Raw genomic sequence first — 14,753 nt, 5'->3', positions numbered from 1 at the left:
CCATAGATACAAACAAATACCCGATAGGTTAGTAACCTTTGCGGGTATTTTTGTCGAAATGGTGAAAAGGTATAAATTTCATTTTACATTTGTTCAAAAAAATATTTACAAAAGTTCTTTGGTTCTGATATATTTGCTATAGAAAGTTTGTATTGAACAAATGTAAACGGTTTAATGAATTTTTTTTCATAACATTTGTAAACGGTAACAACATTCAGCAAATATCACAACAAGAGGTGGGTCAACAATGGATATTTTATGGGGTTTAATGGGGATTGCTGTCGTTTTGGGAATTGCATTTATTTTCTCGAATAACAAAAAATCCATCAATTTTAGGACAATCCTTGGCGGGTTGGCAATCCAATTTATTTTCGCGTTTTTAGTATTGAAATGGGAAACAGGTAAACTCTTACTGAAAAAACTTTCACTTGGTGTCAATGAAATCGTCAACTATACAGACGCTGGTGTACAATTCTTGTTTGGAGGATTATTCCAGGCAGAAAATATTGGCTTTGTTTTCGCTTTCCAAGTATTAACGGTTGTTATTTTCTTCTCTTCATTAATTTCTGTGCTTTACTACCTAGGAATCATGCAAATAATCATCAAGATTCTGGGCGGAGCGCTTTCTAAATTGTTGGGTACGAGCAAAGCGGAATCACTATCAGCTGCAGCTAACATTTTCGTAGGTCAGACAGAAGCACCACTGGTTGTTAAGCCTTACATTGGTAAAATGACTCAATCAGAGCTTTTTGCAATTATGGTTGGGGGCTTGGCTTCTGTAGCGGGTTCTGTATTGATTGGTTATTCTTTACTGGGTGTTCCGCTGGAATACCTGCTTGCAGCGAGCTTCATGGCTGCACCGGCAGGTTTGGTACTTGCTAAAATCATGATACCTGAAACCGAAAAGTCAGAGTCATCTGATGAACTAAGAATGGAAAAAGACACAGATTCAGTTAACGTGATCGATGCAGCAGCTAAGGGTGCAAGCACAGGCCTTCAATTAGCACTGAATATTGGTGCAATGTTGCTTGCGTTCATCGCTTTGATTGCCTTAATCAATGGACTCCTTGGATTCGTAGGAGGATTCTTCGGAGCAGGCAGCATAACTCTAGAAACAATTCTTGGTTATGTATTCGCTCCACTTGCTTTCGCGATTGGTGTACCGTGGGATGAGGCTGTAAAAGCTGGCGGGTTCATTGGCCAAAAGTTGATCTTGAATGAATTTGTCGCTTACTCTTCATTTGCACCACAAATTGATCAATTATCTGCAAAAACTGTGGCAATCATCAGTTTTGCACTTTGTGGATTCGCAAACGTATCTTCCATGGGAATCTTGCTCGGCGGTCTTGGAAGCCTTGCTCCAAATCGTCGCGGAGACATCGCTCGCATGGGTGTACGAGCTGTCATCGCTGGTATGCTTGCATCATTATTGAGTGCCGCAATGGCAGGTATGCTTCTATAAAATAACGAAAAGAGAGGGACTAGGTCCTTCTCTTTTTTTGCTTTGAGTTATAATAGAGAAAATCGAACAGAAAGCTGTGATGATGAATGTGTTTGATTTTATTTGCCTATAAAGCGCATCCGAAGTATAAGCTGATTATTGCTGCCAATAGGGATGAAGCATACGCACGTGATACTGCGCCGGCGAAATTTTGGGATGATGCGCCTGAAGTGCTCGCCGGACGAGACCTTGAAAAAATGGGAACATGGATGGGGGTGACGACTTCAGGGGCCGGTTTGCTGCCCTTACTAATTATCGTGACCCAACTGAACAGGCAGTAGGAAAAAGAACGCGCGGAGAGCTTGTTGCAGATTATCTAAAAGGAGAAGATAACCCAAAGGCCTATTTAGAGGAGTTGGCCAATCGTCGTCATGAATATATGGGTTATAATCTTTTAGCAGGGAATTTAGAGGAGCTTTATTATTATTCCAACCGTGGAGGCCCCTTGAATAAAATTGAGCCAGGCATTCACGGAGTAAGCAATCATTTGCTTAATACAGATTGGCCAAAGGTAGAACGAGGGAAGGCCGGACTTGCCAGAATTATTTCAGATGGGCAATCGGATCTAGTTAGCCAATTGTTTACCCATTTGGAAAATGCCGACCGTGCTCCGGACCAGATGCTGCCATCGACAGGAGTCTCACTGGAGTGGGAACGGTTGCTTTCACCGATGTTCATCAAAAGCGATGGATACGGGACAAGAAGCTCTACCGTCATATTGATGGATGAAAAAGAAATCTATTTCAATGAACGTGTCCATACAAAGGAACATCGGTCGAATCAGGATTTTCTCATAACTTTTTGAAGCAAAACAGACAACCATAAATCAGGTTGTCTGTTTATTTGCGAGCTGAAGAGTGTCAGCAGCTCCTTCTCTGGTTAGTGCTTTATCCTATAATCAATGTGAAAATAAACTATGTTTTATGCAAAGTTTTGAAGAGCTATACTGTATTCCTTTTTCAAATTTTCTATGATTGTCCTGACCGGAAGGATTTCTTTGATTTCACTTACCCTAGAGCCAGCGAAGACGAGGCCATTCTCTACATCACCGGCAACTGAAGTAAGCAAAGAGTCTAGTGTGCAAAATTGATAGGAGCAATTTTTCAGGCAATCACGACATTTTTTGATCCTAAGTTTATCAGAGGTGGTGATTAGCTTAGTAAAATGGTTCGCAATGGCCCGACCGTGGAGCCCTACTGTGGTTTTTACCAGTATTGTATCTTTTTCTGTGGCTGACACATATTTCTCCTTGAAGCTTTGCGGAGCATCACATTCATTACTGGCAACAAACCTTGTTCCGATTTGGACGCCAGAAGCTCCAAGCGACAAAGCCTTAGCGATATCAGCCCCGGTCATGATTCCTCCAGCTGCAATCACCGGGATAGACACTGACTCAACAATTTCAGGTAATATGTCAAAAAGAGGCTTGTCAGTCCCAAGGTGACCTCCAGCCTCAAATCCTTCAACAACCACTGCAGCAGCACCCAGCCGTTCCGAAATATTAGCTAGCTTGGCAGAGGAGACAATGGAAATGACCGGGATCCCCGCTTGCTTTCCCCAGGAATACATATCCCTTGAAATCCCTGCCCCAGAGATAATGAAATCAATCTTTTCTTCAAGAGCTGCCTTCATTTTCTCCGCAAAATCATTCATCGCAAACAAAACGTTGACACCAATGTATCCATTACCCTGTGTCAGCTTTCTGGCTTTCCTGATATGTAGTCTCATCTCTTCAACTGTAATCCCTGTTCCAGAGATAATCCCAATTCCGCCTGCGTTTGCAACCGCTGAAGCCAATCCACTGAGTGAGATACCTACACCCATTCCGCCTTGTATTATTGGAACCATGGAAACCATAGGGCCAATCTTAAGTTTTGGCAAGTCCATGCTAAAAACCCCTTTCTAAATTTATTCCTTTGCAGTTTAACATGCAGAGATATAAAAAGATGTGATTTTTAGCACCAGATACTATGCTTAGGTATAAATATTTGGTGTTAATTTTTGGGGAATAAAAAGACGCAGAAATTCATTCTGCGCCTAAATGATCTAATATGAATTTAAAAATCGAAATTATCAGGATCGGGACCTACGCGTTCGTTCTTATTTAAACTGTTCAGGCGGTCCATATCATTGGCTGAAAGCTCGAAATCAAAGAGATCTGCGTTTTCAATAATGCGGTGTTCCTTGATGGACTTCGGAATCGTTACCACTTCATTTTGTAAATCCCAGCGCAGGATCACTTGGGCAGGTGACTTCTTATGTTTTTCAGCGATCTCTACGATTGTCTGTTCTGATAAAAGCTCACCCTGCTTCAATGGAGACCAGGCTTCCATTTGGATGCCTTCTGCTTTACAAAACTCAAGCAGCTCGGTCTGAGCCAGATGCGGATGGTACTCAACCTGGTTAACCATTGGTTTGATTTCAGCATCGGCCAACAAATCTTGAAGATGATGAACATGGAAGTTGCTTACGCCGATGGCGCGGACTTTTCCATCTTTATATAGCTTTTCGAGTGCCTTCCAGGTTTCTTTATATTTTCCGGCTACCGGCCAGTGAATCAGGTAAAGATCAAGGTATTCAAGGCCAAGCTTTTCCATGCTCGTCTCAAATGCCTTCAGTGTCGATTCATAACCCTGGTCAGAATTCCAGACCTTTGTCGTGATAAATAATTCTTCACGAGGGACATCAGCTTCTTTAATTCCCTGACCAACGCCTTCCTCGTTCTTGTAAACCGCTGCAGTATCGATGCTCTTGTAGCCATTTCTTAGCGCTGCTTTAACAGATTCTACAACTTCAGAACCTTCCTGGACCTTGAATACGCCAAGGCCGAACCATGGCATCTTAACCCCATTATGTAATGTCGTTGTATCCTGGAGATTTTGTGGCAAATCATTCGCCTCCTTATCAATTCAATTGCTATTTTATTTTCTCATATTTTTTGAATGCTAAAAAGTAATTGGACTTCCTTGGTGGAATAGCTTTTTAAAAGATAGCTCTGTTAGAATCTTGACAGCTTTGACCTATGCACCAGAAAAGCTGTCAAAAAAAAGAAGGAATCATGACAGCTTTGGCCCAAGCACCTGAAAAGCTGTCAAAAAAACGGTGGAATCATGACAGCTTTGGTCCAAGAACCTGAATAGCTGTCAAAATAATGATGGAATCATGACAGGTTTGGTCCAAGCACCTGAAAAGCTGTCAGAAAAACGAAGGAATCATGACAGCTTTGGCCTAAGAACCTGAAAAGCTGTCAGAAAAACGGTGGAATCATGACAGCTTTGACCTATGCACCAGAAAAGCTGTCAAAAAAAAGAAGGAATCATGACAGCTTTGGCCCAAGCACCTGAAAAGCTGTCAAAAAAACGGTGGAATCATGACAGCTTTGGTCCAAGAACCTGAATAGCTGTCAAAATAATGATGGAATCATGACAGGTTTGGTCCAAGCACCTGAAAAGCTGTCAGAAAAACGAAGGAATCATGACAGCTTTGGCCTAAGAACCTGAAAAGCTGTCAGAAAAACGGTGGAATCATGACAAGTTTGGTCCAAATGCCTGAAAAGCTGTCAGAATAACGGTGGAATCATGACAGCTTTGACCTATGCACCAGAAAAGCTGTCAAAAAAAAGAAGGAATCATGACAGCTTTGGCCCAAGCACCTGAAAAGCTGTCAAAAAAACGGTGGAATCATGACAGCTTTGGTCCAAGAACCTGAATAGCTGTCAAAATAATGATGGAATCATGACAGGTTTGGTCCAAGCACCTGAAAAGCTGTCAGAAAAACGAAGGAATCATGACAGCTTTGGCCTAAGAACCTGAAAAGCTGTCAGAAAAACGGTGGAATCATGACAAGTTTGGTCCAAGCACCTGAAAAGCTGTCGAAAAAACGAGAGAATCATGACAGGTTTGGTCCATTCTCAAGAAAAGCTGTCAAAAAAACGAAGGAATCATGACAGCTTTGGCCCGAGCACCCTGAAAAGCTGTCAAAAAAACGAAGGAATCATGACAGCTTTGGCCCGAGCACCCTGAAAAGCTGTTTTAGTAACGAAAGATTTTTGACGGTTTCGAGCGCAACCCCTTTAAACCTGTCTAAATAGGAAAGCGGTATGCAGAAATTCAAGCTCTGTCGGCAACCCCAATCCGATATTAGAAAAAATAAAAAGCTATCAGAAAAGGTCTTTTATTTTCAAAATAGGGGTAAATTCAAGATATGAAGCAGTAATAAATCATTCTGTGATTACAAGTGAAAGGAGAAAGAATATATGATCATCAAAGTACTGGGGCCTGGTTGCGATAGGTGCAAAAGTCTTGAAGAGAGTATAAATGCTGCTGTAAGGGAAGCGGGTGTCGCAGCGATTGTCGAAATGGTGGAAGATAATAAGGAAATCGAAAAGTTTAAAGTGAAGAGTACGCCAGCTTTGGTCATTGATGAAAAATTTGTTTCAGCGGGGAAACAGCTGTCAGTACAAGATGTGAAGACTCTATTTTAAATCAGCTCAGGCGTCATATTGTGGCCTGAGCTGAATTTTTTTCAAGGAAAGCTTTTGTAGCCCATAATGAAATGAGTAAAATCAGCTCGAAGCCGTTGGTAGCTGCATCACTTTCCAGTGGAATCGGCACAGCGCTGCCTATACCCATTAAAATGACGCCTAGGTCCATCCATTTCCATTTCAGCCTTTTCCAGAGGATAATCCCTGCAAGCAGTAACGCAGCAGTTACGCCAATGATCATAATAGGGGGACCGTGTGATCCGGCAGAATCATAGCTTAATACTCCATATTTTTGGGAGGGCTCAAGCTTTACTCCAATGGTATTTTGTATTAGCTCTGCAATTATCATGGTCAAAGTAAAGAGTCCCGCCAAAATAAAACTCGTTCGTCCTTTGACCCACTGAATATCTATTTCCCTGATAGCTGCCCAGGAAAAAAGAATCAACAATGGGGTGAAGAATGCGTGGAACCAGTAGCGCATTCCATTTAAGGCTTCTAAAAAGCTCCCTTTCCCAATTACTATCCCCATGGCTAGTACAAGGTTGTCATAGACTAGGCCGAATGTAACGATCAAAAGTACATTCAACCAGGAAAATAATAGGTACTTGATGGATAATTTTAGTCCCCATAGGAATAAAAACAAGTAGATGAGGGAATATAATCCGTAGATATATGGGTCCATAAGTCACTTCCTCCAGTCAGATTTGTTACAATTGTTCCCTTTAATCGGAGTGAGAAACATTTGTCTGTGTTATTAACTTTTTCATTGTTTTTAACAAATAAATCTTATTCTTGAAAATTACTAATAGTTTTATAACGCTTATTCATATATCATGAGAAATGTAAGCATATTCAACGATATTTTTGACAAGAACAGGAGAAATCATGACTACTTTAAATGAAATTGCATGGGTAACTGACAGTACATCTGGACTAACAGAAGAATACATAAAAAATAACAATATATATGTTGTGCCTTTAAGCATTATTTTTGGTGAAGAAGCGTATTTGGAAGGCGTAGATATCACGGCCGAAGATTTTTATCCGAAGTTGGCAGCTTCAAAGGTCCTTCCGAAAACATCACAACCTGCAATTGGGGAGTTTGTGGAACTATATCAGAAGCTAAAGGATCAGTACAAGCATGCGATCGCAATCCACGCTTCCAGCGCTCTGACAGGAACTTTCCAATCCTCAACGGCAGCTTCCAGCATGGTAGATTTCAAGGTTGATGTCATTGACTCTAAAATTGGCTCCTACCCATTAGGGCGCATGGTTGAAAAAGGTGTTGAAATGCAAAAGGAAGGAAAGTCGTATGATGAAATCGTCTCTTACTTAAGGACTCTTCCTGACAAGGCCAATCTATATATGGCACCGGGAAGCCTCGATCAGCTCCATAAAGGTGGACGCCTCTCCACTACCCAAGTCATCATCGGCAGTTTGATAAAATTAAAGCTGATCGTAAGGTTCGATGATGGGAAGGTAGTCCTTTTTGATAAAATCAGGACGGAAAAAAAGGTCAAGGAGCGCATGTTTCAAATATTAGAAGAGGCTTCAGCCGAGGTCAAGGAAGTCAGTGTCATTCATGGGAATGTAAAGGAATTGGCTGAGCAATGGCGAGAAGAACTTCAACAGCGTTTTCCCGAAATATCTTTTACAACGACTACATTCAGTCCCGTTGCGGGTACGCATACAGGGCAGGGAACAATCGGACTTGCCTGGATTAATGAATAGTTTGGAATGGTAAAATAAGTCATGGAAATCAGCCTGGTCAGGGCTGATTTCTTTTTATTGTCCATGTTCCTGTGTACACTTGAAATATTCAAAAAAGTAGGGGGAAATCGATATGTTGAAGATCGGGGTCATTGGTTTGGGGGATATTGCGCAAAAGGACTATCTGCCTGTATTCGCGGAAAAAGGCGATATTGAATTCCATCTATACACGCGGGATGTTATCAAGCTGAAAACTTTGGCATCCAAGCATAGATTTACCCACATACATCTCAGTCTCGATGAACTTATTGAAAGTGGAGTCAAGGGTGCTTTTGTCCATAGTGCAACTGAATCACATCATGAAATTGTAAAAAAACTGATGCTGGCTGGTATACATGTGTATGTCGATAAGCCGATTGCCTATGAGTATGAGAAAGCCCGGGAACTGACTGAGCTGGCTGAGGATAAAGGCTTGATATTAATGACAGGTTTTAACCGCAGATATGCTCCCGTTTATAAACAGTTGGCTGAGTTGAAGGAACCTAATATGGTGATCATGCAAAAAAACAGGAAGGCATTGCCTGGGGAAATGCGCCATTTCATACTTGATGATTTTATCCATGTGGTCGATACGCTAAGATTTCTGTTTCCTTATAAAATCAAGCGGATAAATGTGACCGGAAAGAAAAATGGTGTGTTTTTGCATCACGTGGTAATCCAGCTGCAGGCAGAAGAGGGAATTGCAATCGGAATAATGAACCGTGACAGCGGCGTTGTCGAGGAAAAGGTAGAAGTATTCCAATCCAATCAAAAAAGAATGGCATTGAATGTTTCAGACCTGTTCGTCCAGGAAAATCGAAATGAAACGAGACATGGAGGAAGTGACTGGGAGCCGACCCTCCACAAGCGCGGTTTTGAGCAAATTATTTTTGATTTCATCCAGGCTATCGATAATAATTCATTCCCTTTAATTACCGCAAAGGATTCCCTCGTAACACATGAAATCTGCGAGAGAATCGTAAAAGAATTGGAAGAACTTTAACGTTCGAAACCCCGGTACTTGAAATGTACCGGGGTTTTGGCTATTAGAACGATGGTTTGCCATCTGCAGATATTTGGATGGCGTTATTCAAATAGAATGTGTTTGCATAACCTAGGTCAGCGATTTTATTCACAACGCCAGCGGCCCCCTTGCGCCAGATGCGCAATGAATGACGATGACGGCATTCTTGTCTTTTGGTAGCTGGCTTGCGATAGCGGCTGGGTCGGCCAGGATGATACTGTCAGGGATATTCAGTGACCCTTTGAAGACGCCGGCCTTTGTTTCATCCTTTGAACGGACGTCAAGGATAAACGCTCCCGCACTGATTTTGTTCATAAACTCCTCTGGGTTGATTCCGCGGTTAACCTGGCCTTCAGCTACATTAAAGCTTCCGTCTGAATTAGCAGTGCCGAATGTTGGCAAGGATTTTGCAGTCCAGTCAGGAAGTCCTCCTGAATAGACTTTGACATTTGAGTAGCCTTTTTTCAGGAGTTCCTCAGCGACAGCATGGCTTTTATGGCAGCCGAATCCTCCGCAATAGACGATGATTTCAGTCTTTTTATCTGCAGGTGCTATTCCTATATACTTTTGCGCAAAGAGAGTATCATCTGCAAAGACTGCGTTCGGGATGTGTGACTCGAAATATATCTTATACGGTCTGGCATCAAGGATGACGAATGGTGGCTTATCATCCCGTGACACATTTGCGTCCATGATCAGTTCTTTTACATAAGGGGCTGTCACAGCAAGGTAATTGCCGGCTTTTTTCCATTCTGGCAGTCCTTCCTGGTAGACTTTGATATTCTTGTAGCCAAGCTTGATTGCCTTTTCAGCAGAACTGCTGCTCAATTCACATGTGACCCCGCCGCAGTAAAAAATAAGAAGCTTATTTTTATCTTCCGGGAGCAGGGAGGCGAATTGGTCGAACTGTGAATCCGGGATATTGATTGCTCCGTTGATATGTCCTTCATGGAAAACAGCTTGAGGACGGGAATCGACAATGACAAAGTCCCATTCCGAAGGGAATTGATCGTACGTTTTCCTTGCCGGGCTTACCTCTCCTTCGGACGCTTTTAATCTCATCATATATTCGGTGTCAACATAGGTAAGGTTATCCTTGAGTGGTACGGCTTCCTTCTCTGGTGTAGCTTCCTCGGCTACCTTGTAGATTGAAAGGTCTGCTTTCTGGTTAAAATCTGCAGCAGCATTCGAGTTAGGTTTGGCCAAATATTCGCCAGTCCCGCAGCCGGCTATTACTATTCCGACAGAGAAAATTAATCCAGCTAGCATAGTTTTCTTTACCATGAGACTATTCACTCCTTTCTTCACCAGGCAGTTCACTCCTGTAGCCAAATGCAGGGGAGTGGACAAGCTGGTTCACTATTTGTGTGATCGATACAAAGAATAAACTCGTATCAGCCTTTTTCAATTCCAGGACGAAATCGTCAAGCCAATCGAAATGGTCAGAAATAAAAGAATGGATCTGATTAGCTGTACCATGCTCGAGCAAAAACGATAGAAATTCGAGCAACAGGGTCAAGTGGTCTGGCATGGCTCGATATTCCTCGGGAAACTCAAGCTTGAACTGGCGGAACAGATACTGGACATGCAGTGCAGGGTCCCCATAGAAGAATCCAGTTTGTCTAGCGAATGAAACAGCCGCGGTAGGATCATCGGTCCATTGTTTGTAGAGTGATTCAATTGGTGGTGCGAAAGGCTCGGAAGGCCCAAGAAAACACTGGATATAGGACTGTTTCATATTTTCATAGGAAGAAAAAGAGTCTGCCCATGTTTCTTCCAGTTTGATAAAAGGCGTCAGTTCTTCAAAGGCAGTTCCATTTCTCAAAGCTTGATAGAGTTCATTTGTTGGCGGCTTATAAAATTCTGCCAGCAGCATAAGCGCATTGGACAGCTGCCGCTTTTCTTCTGTCATGGTGAACAAGTGATCAGCCCCTTTTTGTTTGTCCGGCTCCAGCGCCAAGCCTCTCGAGTCGCTTGTCTAGCTGGAGCTCCTAAGTCCTCGAGACGTTTCGGTCCTGCCAATGAAGTCAAAGAGCGACTTCACCGGTCGGTACTGGGTGAACGCTTGAACTTTTCTTTATTATAGGGTTACATCCCCATGTCTTTTCAGCTCTGCTGCTGGTTTGTGTTTTATGATTCGTTCCAGTAGCTCACGCTGGAGATGCAGCATTGCCATAATCCCAATACCTCCTATGATCAGAGCCCATTCAGACCAGGTCACACTGAAAAGGTTGAAGACGGTTTCTTCAGCAGGATTTTTGACAACTTTCAATGGAGTAATCTGTCCGGCGATTACCATATTGAAACGCATGAAGAAAATTCCTGTCAGGGATAGCAGGCCTGCAAGCCCGAGCTTTATAGCTGTGAGTTTGCGTGCAGACACAATCAGTACAAAAGGAATGACGATAGCCAGCGATATTTCGAGTACCCAATAGTTAAAGCTCAAAGGTCCTGTCAGCAAAGCGAGCAGTGATTCATATTTTCCCGGCACCTGGCCGTATAGCCCGACAAAGGTTTTGCCGATATAAATCACTCCCATTACCCCCATCATGGATAAGCTCAGCATTCTGAGGAACTTAACACTTTCAAAGTTCGCACGAGTTTTCTGTCTTTCCTGCAGAAAAGCGATAACTGAAGCCATCGCGATGCCAGAAAACACAGATGTGAGAATGAAGTAAAGAGGTGAAATCGGTCCATTCCAGTAAGGACGGGCGATGATGAAACCGAACAGGAACCCGATGCAAATCAGGGCGACTATGGCAGATACAGCGGTCATGATTGCAAAAGGCCTGATTAAGGCCTGATTGCCACGAACGACAAACACCGTCAAAGTCACCAGCAGCAACAGGTAAATTCCATATAACGGTGCCATCCACCAGATTGGCGAAGTGAAGTTAGGAGTCAGGAAATAATGAATGAAGTTAAGCGGATTGCCCAACTCCACCAAAAGAATTGCAAACCCACTGATAAGGGAAAAAATCGCAAACATAAGCAGTGATTTGCCGATTGGGATGATCGCCTTCCCATGGAATACATAGCCTAATGCTGCGACCAGCAGCAATCCGGTGCTTATCCCGACAAAATATTCGTAGCCGGCAATCAGGATTCCCCATGGGATCTTATTTGTTGTACCCATGGCATGTTCACCGTGGATAAAAATATTGGCTGCTCCCGCCAGACCGAAGAGAATGAAGGCTGCAGACAGGATCGTCCATTTATTGATTTTCACGAGATTCACCTCCAGTTATTTTTTCACATAGAAGATGCTTGGCTTCGTGCCTTTAGCTTCAAGCAATTGATAGACTTCGTGCTTTGCCAGCTCTTTGTTCAGCTGGCTATTTGGATCTTCCAGGTCTCCGAACAGGCGGACCTCATTCATGCATGTCGCAGAGCAGGCAGGCTGCTCACCTTTTTCAAGCATCTCAGGGCACCATCTGCATTTTTCCGGAACGCGCTTTTCATTCAGCTGTCTTGCTTCATAAGGGCAGGCAGCCATGCAATATTTGCAGCCAATGCATTTATCAGCGTCAATTTCGACGATTCCATCTTCACGCTTGTAAGTTGCCTGGGTAGGGCAGACGGAAACGCACGGAGCGTTGTCGCAATGCTGGCACTGTACTGGTAAAATTTCCATTTTCACATAAGGGTAAGTTCCTTTCTCCAAAAATTCAAGTCGGTTATAGGAAACGTCCAATCCGAGCTGATTATGCGACGCACAGGCGATGTTGCAGGCGGTGCAGCCTGTACAGCGTTCCGGGAATACCAAAAGGCCGTATTTTGCCATCCTAGTTGCCCTCCTTTGCCACGGTCACGACAACCTCTTGGGCCATTGTCGAGCCAGAAAGAGGGTCTACCATGATTGGGATAAAATCATTAAAGTTCACGCCGATTCCGTTTGCTGTCCTGTTTTTAGGCGAGAATCCGCCATAAGTGGAAGGGAGCCAGGCGGCTTCTGGGTGCAGGAGCTCGGTTACTTTAACTTGAACCTTCTTTTTGGCGATGTTCGACCTAACCGTTACGGTGTCTCCAGTTTTGATGCCAAGCTTCCTGGCTCGTGAAGCATTCAGCCACATAAAGGTACCCTGATACTTTTCGGAAAGCTTCATCAGCTGTTCAATATTGGTTGTCATTGCGTGAGAATGCCAAGGCTGCTTCCCATGGATCAGGCGGAATTCATGGTCATTTTTAGGATCAGGTTCAACGAGTGGCGGTACCCAGACAGGAATTCCGAGTTTTCCATCAATCTTGAACAGATCGGCAGAGAATTGAATCTTTCCGGTGAGCGTAGGCAGAGCCGGTTTGCCTTTTTTTATCGGGAAACCAGGCTTAACAGTAGCCGGGAACTCCAGTGTTCCTGCTTTTTTCAGCTGTTCGAATGTGATGCCGAGCGGTGCAATCGCTGCTTCTACTTCTTGTTCAATTGTAAAAGGATACAAATCCTTATGCCCCATTGCGTCGGCAATCCCCTTCAGCATATCAAGCGTGTTTTTTGTGTCATACATCGGTTTGATGACGGGTTGGCGAAGGGCAAGCTGTGGGTTATCATGCGAAATATGTCCTGATACAGCTTGAGGATGCTCTAATCTTTCCAGATAATAATGCTCAGGAAGGATATAATCAGCGGCATAGTAACTTGTTTCGTTCCAGTCGATGTTGATTGAAACCACAAGCTCTGCGTCCTTGATCTTTTTTTGCTCCTCGGGATCCGGCGCGGTCCTGAGCGGATTATAGTTACAGATGAATACCGCTTTAGCCAGGCCTTGTTGAACAAGCAGCGGCGTGATATGGGCGATTCCCCTTGATGGTTCGACAGTGCGGTACTTTCCAGTCACACCAGCTCCATCGATACGAGCGCCTTTTTCAGGCATATTTTCGATTGCAGGCAAGTCGAGATGTCCCATCTGCAGGCTTGCAGATGGCATCAAGCCGCCTTTCTCGTAAAAGTTCCCAACAAGTGCATTCAGGATAATCCCCATCTGGGACGTTTGGGTGCTGTTCACATAATGGGAATGCAGCCCGTGCCAGCCTGGCTCGATGAAGGCCTGTGGTGCATATTTTGCGAAGTCCCTGGCAATTTCCCGGATTTTATCAGCGTTTACTCCGGTGATTGGCTCCGCCCATTCTGGTGAGTATCCCATATTCATGCGCTTGAATTCACTGAAGCCATCGACGAATTGTTGGACAAAGGTCTTATTGTAGAGGTTTTCTGATATTAAAACATTCGCCATCGCCAGCCTGAAGGCAAGATCTGTACCTGGTTTGATTGGAATCCATTCATCTGCGATTTTCGCAATCTCAGAAAAGCGCGGATCGATGACGATCAACTTGGCGCCATTTTCCTTTGCATGCGTGATGTGGTTCATGCCATTCGGTATGATGCCACCTGCGAAGTTCCTTCCTTCAAATATCATGTACTTAGCATTCTTATGATCACCGTTAAGGGAGGTGCCAGTCATTTGCAGCCATGCATTTGTTTTAGCATTGAAGCATGTTGAATATTGTGTCGTGAAGTTCGGCGAGCCAATTGTGTCAAACAAGCGATCCACATATGACTTCCGATGGGTGCCGTGCTCCAGCCACAATACAGAATTACCGGTGTACTGCTTAACGATGCTGTCAAGCTTCTCGCCGATTTCCTTGAATGCCTGATTCCAGCTGATTGGTTCGAATTTCCCTTCTCCAACCCGTTTCATTGGGCCAGTCACTCTGTCTTTTGAGTACAGGTATGCTGCCATTCCGTGGCTCCTTGCGCAAATTCTGCCGCTGGATTTCAAATGGATGGGATGTCCTTCGACCTTCCAGACCCGCTCGTTCTTCACATGGGCAATGATTCCGCAATAGCTTGTGCATCCGTGGCAAAAGGTTGGTACCTTCTTCACGCTTTCCTCGGTGGCAGCTTTCTTGAACTCACTAAAGCCGAAATAAGCTGGAACCGAGCCTGCTGCGACAACTGTTGCTGAAGCTTTCAAAAACGTACGGCGTGATAAGTTTGTCAT

14 protein-coding genes are annotated in these 14,753 nt (G+C 43.8%); 6 read left to right on the top strand and 8 right to left on the bottom strand.

Translation table 11 applies throughout. The features are described from left to right. Positions 1–247: 247 nt before the first annotated feature. The 3 genes from LC048_RS16445 (at position 248) to LC048_RS16440 (ending at position 2,306) form a co-directional block, all read left to right on the top strand. Complete coding sequence (locus LC048_RS16445) at positions 248–1,462, top strand: NupC/NupG family nucleoside CNT transporter (protein WP_226599776.1); 1,215 nt, start codon at positions 248–250, stop codon at positions 1,460–1,462. Positions 1,463–1,548: 86 nt separating this feature from the next. Then, the gene (locus LC048_RS25125; RefSeq protein WP_371931919.1) at positions 1,549–1,782 is read left to right on the top strand and encodes an NRDE family protein; all 234 of its coding nucleotides are present in this window, start codon (positions 1,549–1,551) and stop codon (positions 1,780–1,782) included. After that, complete coding sequence (locus tag LC048_RS16440) at positions 1,707–2,306, top strand: NRDE family protein (protein WP_371931918.1); 600 nt, start codon at positions 1,707–1,709, stop codon at positions 2,304–2,306. Before LC048_RS25125 ends, LC048_RS16440 begins: the two co-directional genes overlap by 76 nt. 116 nt (positions 2,307–2,422) lie before the next feature. Here the strand turns inward: LC048_RS16440 and LC048_RS16435 are convergent, their stop codons facing one another. Both LC048_RS16435 and LC048_RS16430 read right to left on the bottom strand, forming a co-directional pair. Continuing rightward, a complete protein-coding gene (locus LC048_RS16435) occupies positions 2,423–3,388 on the bottom strand; it encodes an NAD(P)H-dependent flavin oxidoreductase (RefSeq protein ID WP_226599779.1) in 966 nt (321 codons plus the stop codon). A 170-nt stretch (positions 3,389–3,558) separates the two neighbouring features. Continuing rightward, a complete protein-coding gene (locus LC048_RS16430; protein WP_306050532.1) occupies positions 3,559–4,341 on the bottom strand; it encodes an aldo/keto reductase in 783 nt (260 codons plus the stop codon). A 1,415-nt stretch (positions 4,342–5,756) separates the two neighbouring features. Here LC048_RS16430 and LC048_RS16425 point away from each other — a divergent pair. Further along, a complete protein-coding gene (locus LC048_RS16425) occupies positions 5,757–5,984 on the top strand; it encodes a thioredoxin family protein (protein ID WP_226599782.1) in 228 nt (75 codons plus the stop codon). 13 nt (positions 5,985–5,997) lie between these two features. Here LC048_RS16425 and LC048_RS16420 read toward each other — a convergent pair whose 3' ends face one another. After that, a complete protein-coding gene (locus LC048_RS16420) occupies positions 5,998–6,666 on the bottom strand; it encodes a hypothetical protein (RefSeq protein ID WP_306048139.1) in 669 nt (222 codons plus the stop codon). A gap of 203 nt (positions 6,667–6,869) precedes the next feature. On the opposite strand from LC048_RS16420, the gene LC048_RS16415 reads away from it, so the two are divergent. Together LC048_RS16415 and LC048_RS16410 are read left to right on the top strand one after the other, a co-directional pair. Then, positions 6,870–7,715 carry a DegV family protein gene (locus tag LC048_RS16415; protein WP_226599786.1) on the top strand — a complete coding sequence of 282 codons (846 nt, stop codon included), beginning with the start codon at positions 6,870–6,872 and terminating at the stop codon, positions 7,713–7,715. 112 nt (positions 7,716–7,827) lie between these two features. After that, positions 7,828–8,736: a Gfo/Idh/MocA family protein gene (locus tag LC048_RS16410; RefSeq protein ID WP_306048137.1), complete on the top strand. Its 909-nt coding sequence runs from the start codon at positions 7,828–7,830 to the stop codon at positions 8,734–8,736. A gap of 129 nt (positions 8,737–8,865) precedes the next feature. Here LC048_RS16410 and LC048_RS16405 read toward each other — a convergent pair whose 3' ends face one another. The 5 genes from LC048_RS16405 to srrA form a co-directional block, all read right to left on the bottom strand. After that, on the bottom strand, positions 8,866–10,041 hold the full coding sequence (locus tag LC048_RS16405) for a rhodanese-like domain-containing protein (RefSeq protein WP_306048135.1): 1,176 nt from the start codon (positions 10,039–10,041) through the stop codon (positions 8,866–8,868). A 4-nt stretch (positions 10,042–10,045) separates the two neighbouring features. Further along, the gene (locus LC048_RS16400; protein WP_226600032.1) at positions 10,046–10,669 is read right to left on the bottom strand and encodes a molecular chaperone TorD family protein; all 624 of its coding nucleotides are present in this window, start codon (positions 10,667–10,669) and stop codon (positions 10,046–10,048) included. Between the two features lie 168 nt (positions 10,670–10,837). Then, complete coding sequence (gene nrfD / locus LC048_RS16395) at positions 10,838–11,986, bottom strand: NrfD/PsrC family molybdoenzyme membrane anchor subunit (protein WP_226599791.1); 1,149 nt, start codon at positions 11,984–11,986, stop codon at positions 10,838–10,840. A 15-nt stretch (positions 11,987–12,001) separates the two neighbouring features. After that, on the bottom strand, positions 12,002–12,541 hold the full coding sequence (locus LC048_RS16390; RefSeq protein WP_226599792.1) for a 4Fe-4S dicluster domain-containing protein: 540 nt from the start codon (positions 12,539–12,541) through the stop codon (positions 12,002–12,004). A 1-nt stretch (position 12,542) separates the two neighbouring features. Further along, positions 12,543–14,753 carry a respiratory selenite reductase catalytic subunit SrrA gene (srrA, locus tag LC048_RS16385; RefSeq protein WP_306048131.1) on the bottom strand — a complete coding sequence of 737 codons (2,211 nt, stop codon included), beginning with the start codon at positions 14,751–14,753 and terminating at the stop codon, positions 12,543–12,545.

It is taken from the genome of Mesobacillus subterraneus (assembly GCF_020524355.2).
Taxonomy (GTDB): Bacteria; Bacillota; Bacilli; order Bacillales; family Cytobacillaceae; genus Mesobacillus; species Mesobacillus subterraneus_C.
This window is presented reverse-complemented; position numbering and strand designations above follow the sequence as displayed.

Bases quoted from the DNA above. Each gene is read 5' to 3' on its own strand.
- LC048_RS16405 (WP_306048135.1), bottom strand. From the start codon at position 10,041: ATGGTAAAGAAAACTATGCTAGCTGGATTAATTTTCTCTGTCGGAATA.
- srrA (WP_306048131.1), bottom strand. From the start codon at position 14,753: ATGACAAACTTATCACGCCGTACGTTTTTGAAAGCTTCAGCAACAGTT.
- LC048_RS16440 (WP_371931918.1), top strand. From the start codon at position 1,707: ATGGATGGGGGTGACGACTTCAGGGGCCGGTTTGCTGCCCTTACTAAT.
- LC048_RS16400 (WP_226600032.1), bottom strand. From the start codon at position 10,669: ATGACAGAAGAAAAGCGGCAGCTGTCCAATGCGCTTATGCTGCTGGCA.
- LC048_RS16420 (WP_306048139.1), bottom strand. From the start codon at position 6,666: ATGGACCCATATATCTACGGATTATATTCCCTCATCTACTTGTTTTTA.
- LC048_RS16415 (WP_226599786.1), top strand. From the start codon at position 6,870: ATGACTACTTTAAATGAAATTGCATGGGTAACTGACAGTACATCTGGA.
- LC048_RS16445 (WP_226599776.1), top strand. From the start codon at position 248: ATGGATATTTTATGGGGTTTAATGGGGATTGCTGTCGTTTTGGGAATT.
- LC048_RS16425 (WP_226599782.1), top strand. From the start codon at position 5,757: ATGATCATCAAAGTACTGGGGCCTGGTTGCGATAGGTGCAAAAGTCTT.
- LC048_RS16410 (WP_306048137.1), top strand. From the start codon at position 7,828: ATGTTGAAGATCGGGGTCATTGGTTTGGGGGATATTGCGCAAAAGGAC.
- LC048_RS16390 (WP_226599792.1), bottom strand. From the start codon at position 12,541: ATGGCAAAATACGGCCTTTTGGTATTCCCGGAACGCTGTACAGGCTGC.
- LC048_RS16430 (WP_306050532.1), bottom strand. From the start codon at position 4,341: ATGCCATGGTTCGGCCTTGGCGTATTCAAGGTCCAGGAAGGTTCTGAA.
- LC048_RS16435 (WP_226599779.1), bottom strand. From the start codon at position 3,388: ATGGACTTGCCAAAACTTAAGATTGGCCCTATGGTTTCCATGGTTCCA.
- LC048_RS25125 (WP_371931919.1), top strand. From the start codon at position 1,549: ATGTGTTTGATTTTATTTGCCTATAAAGCGCATCCGAAGTATAAGCTG.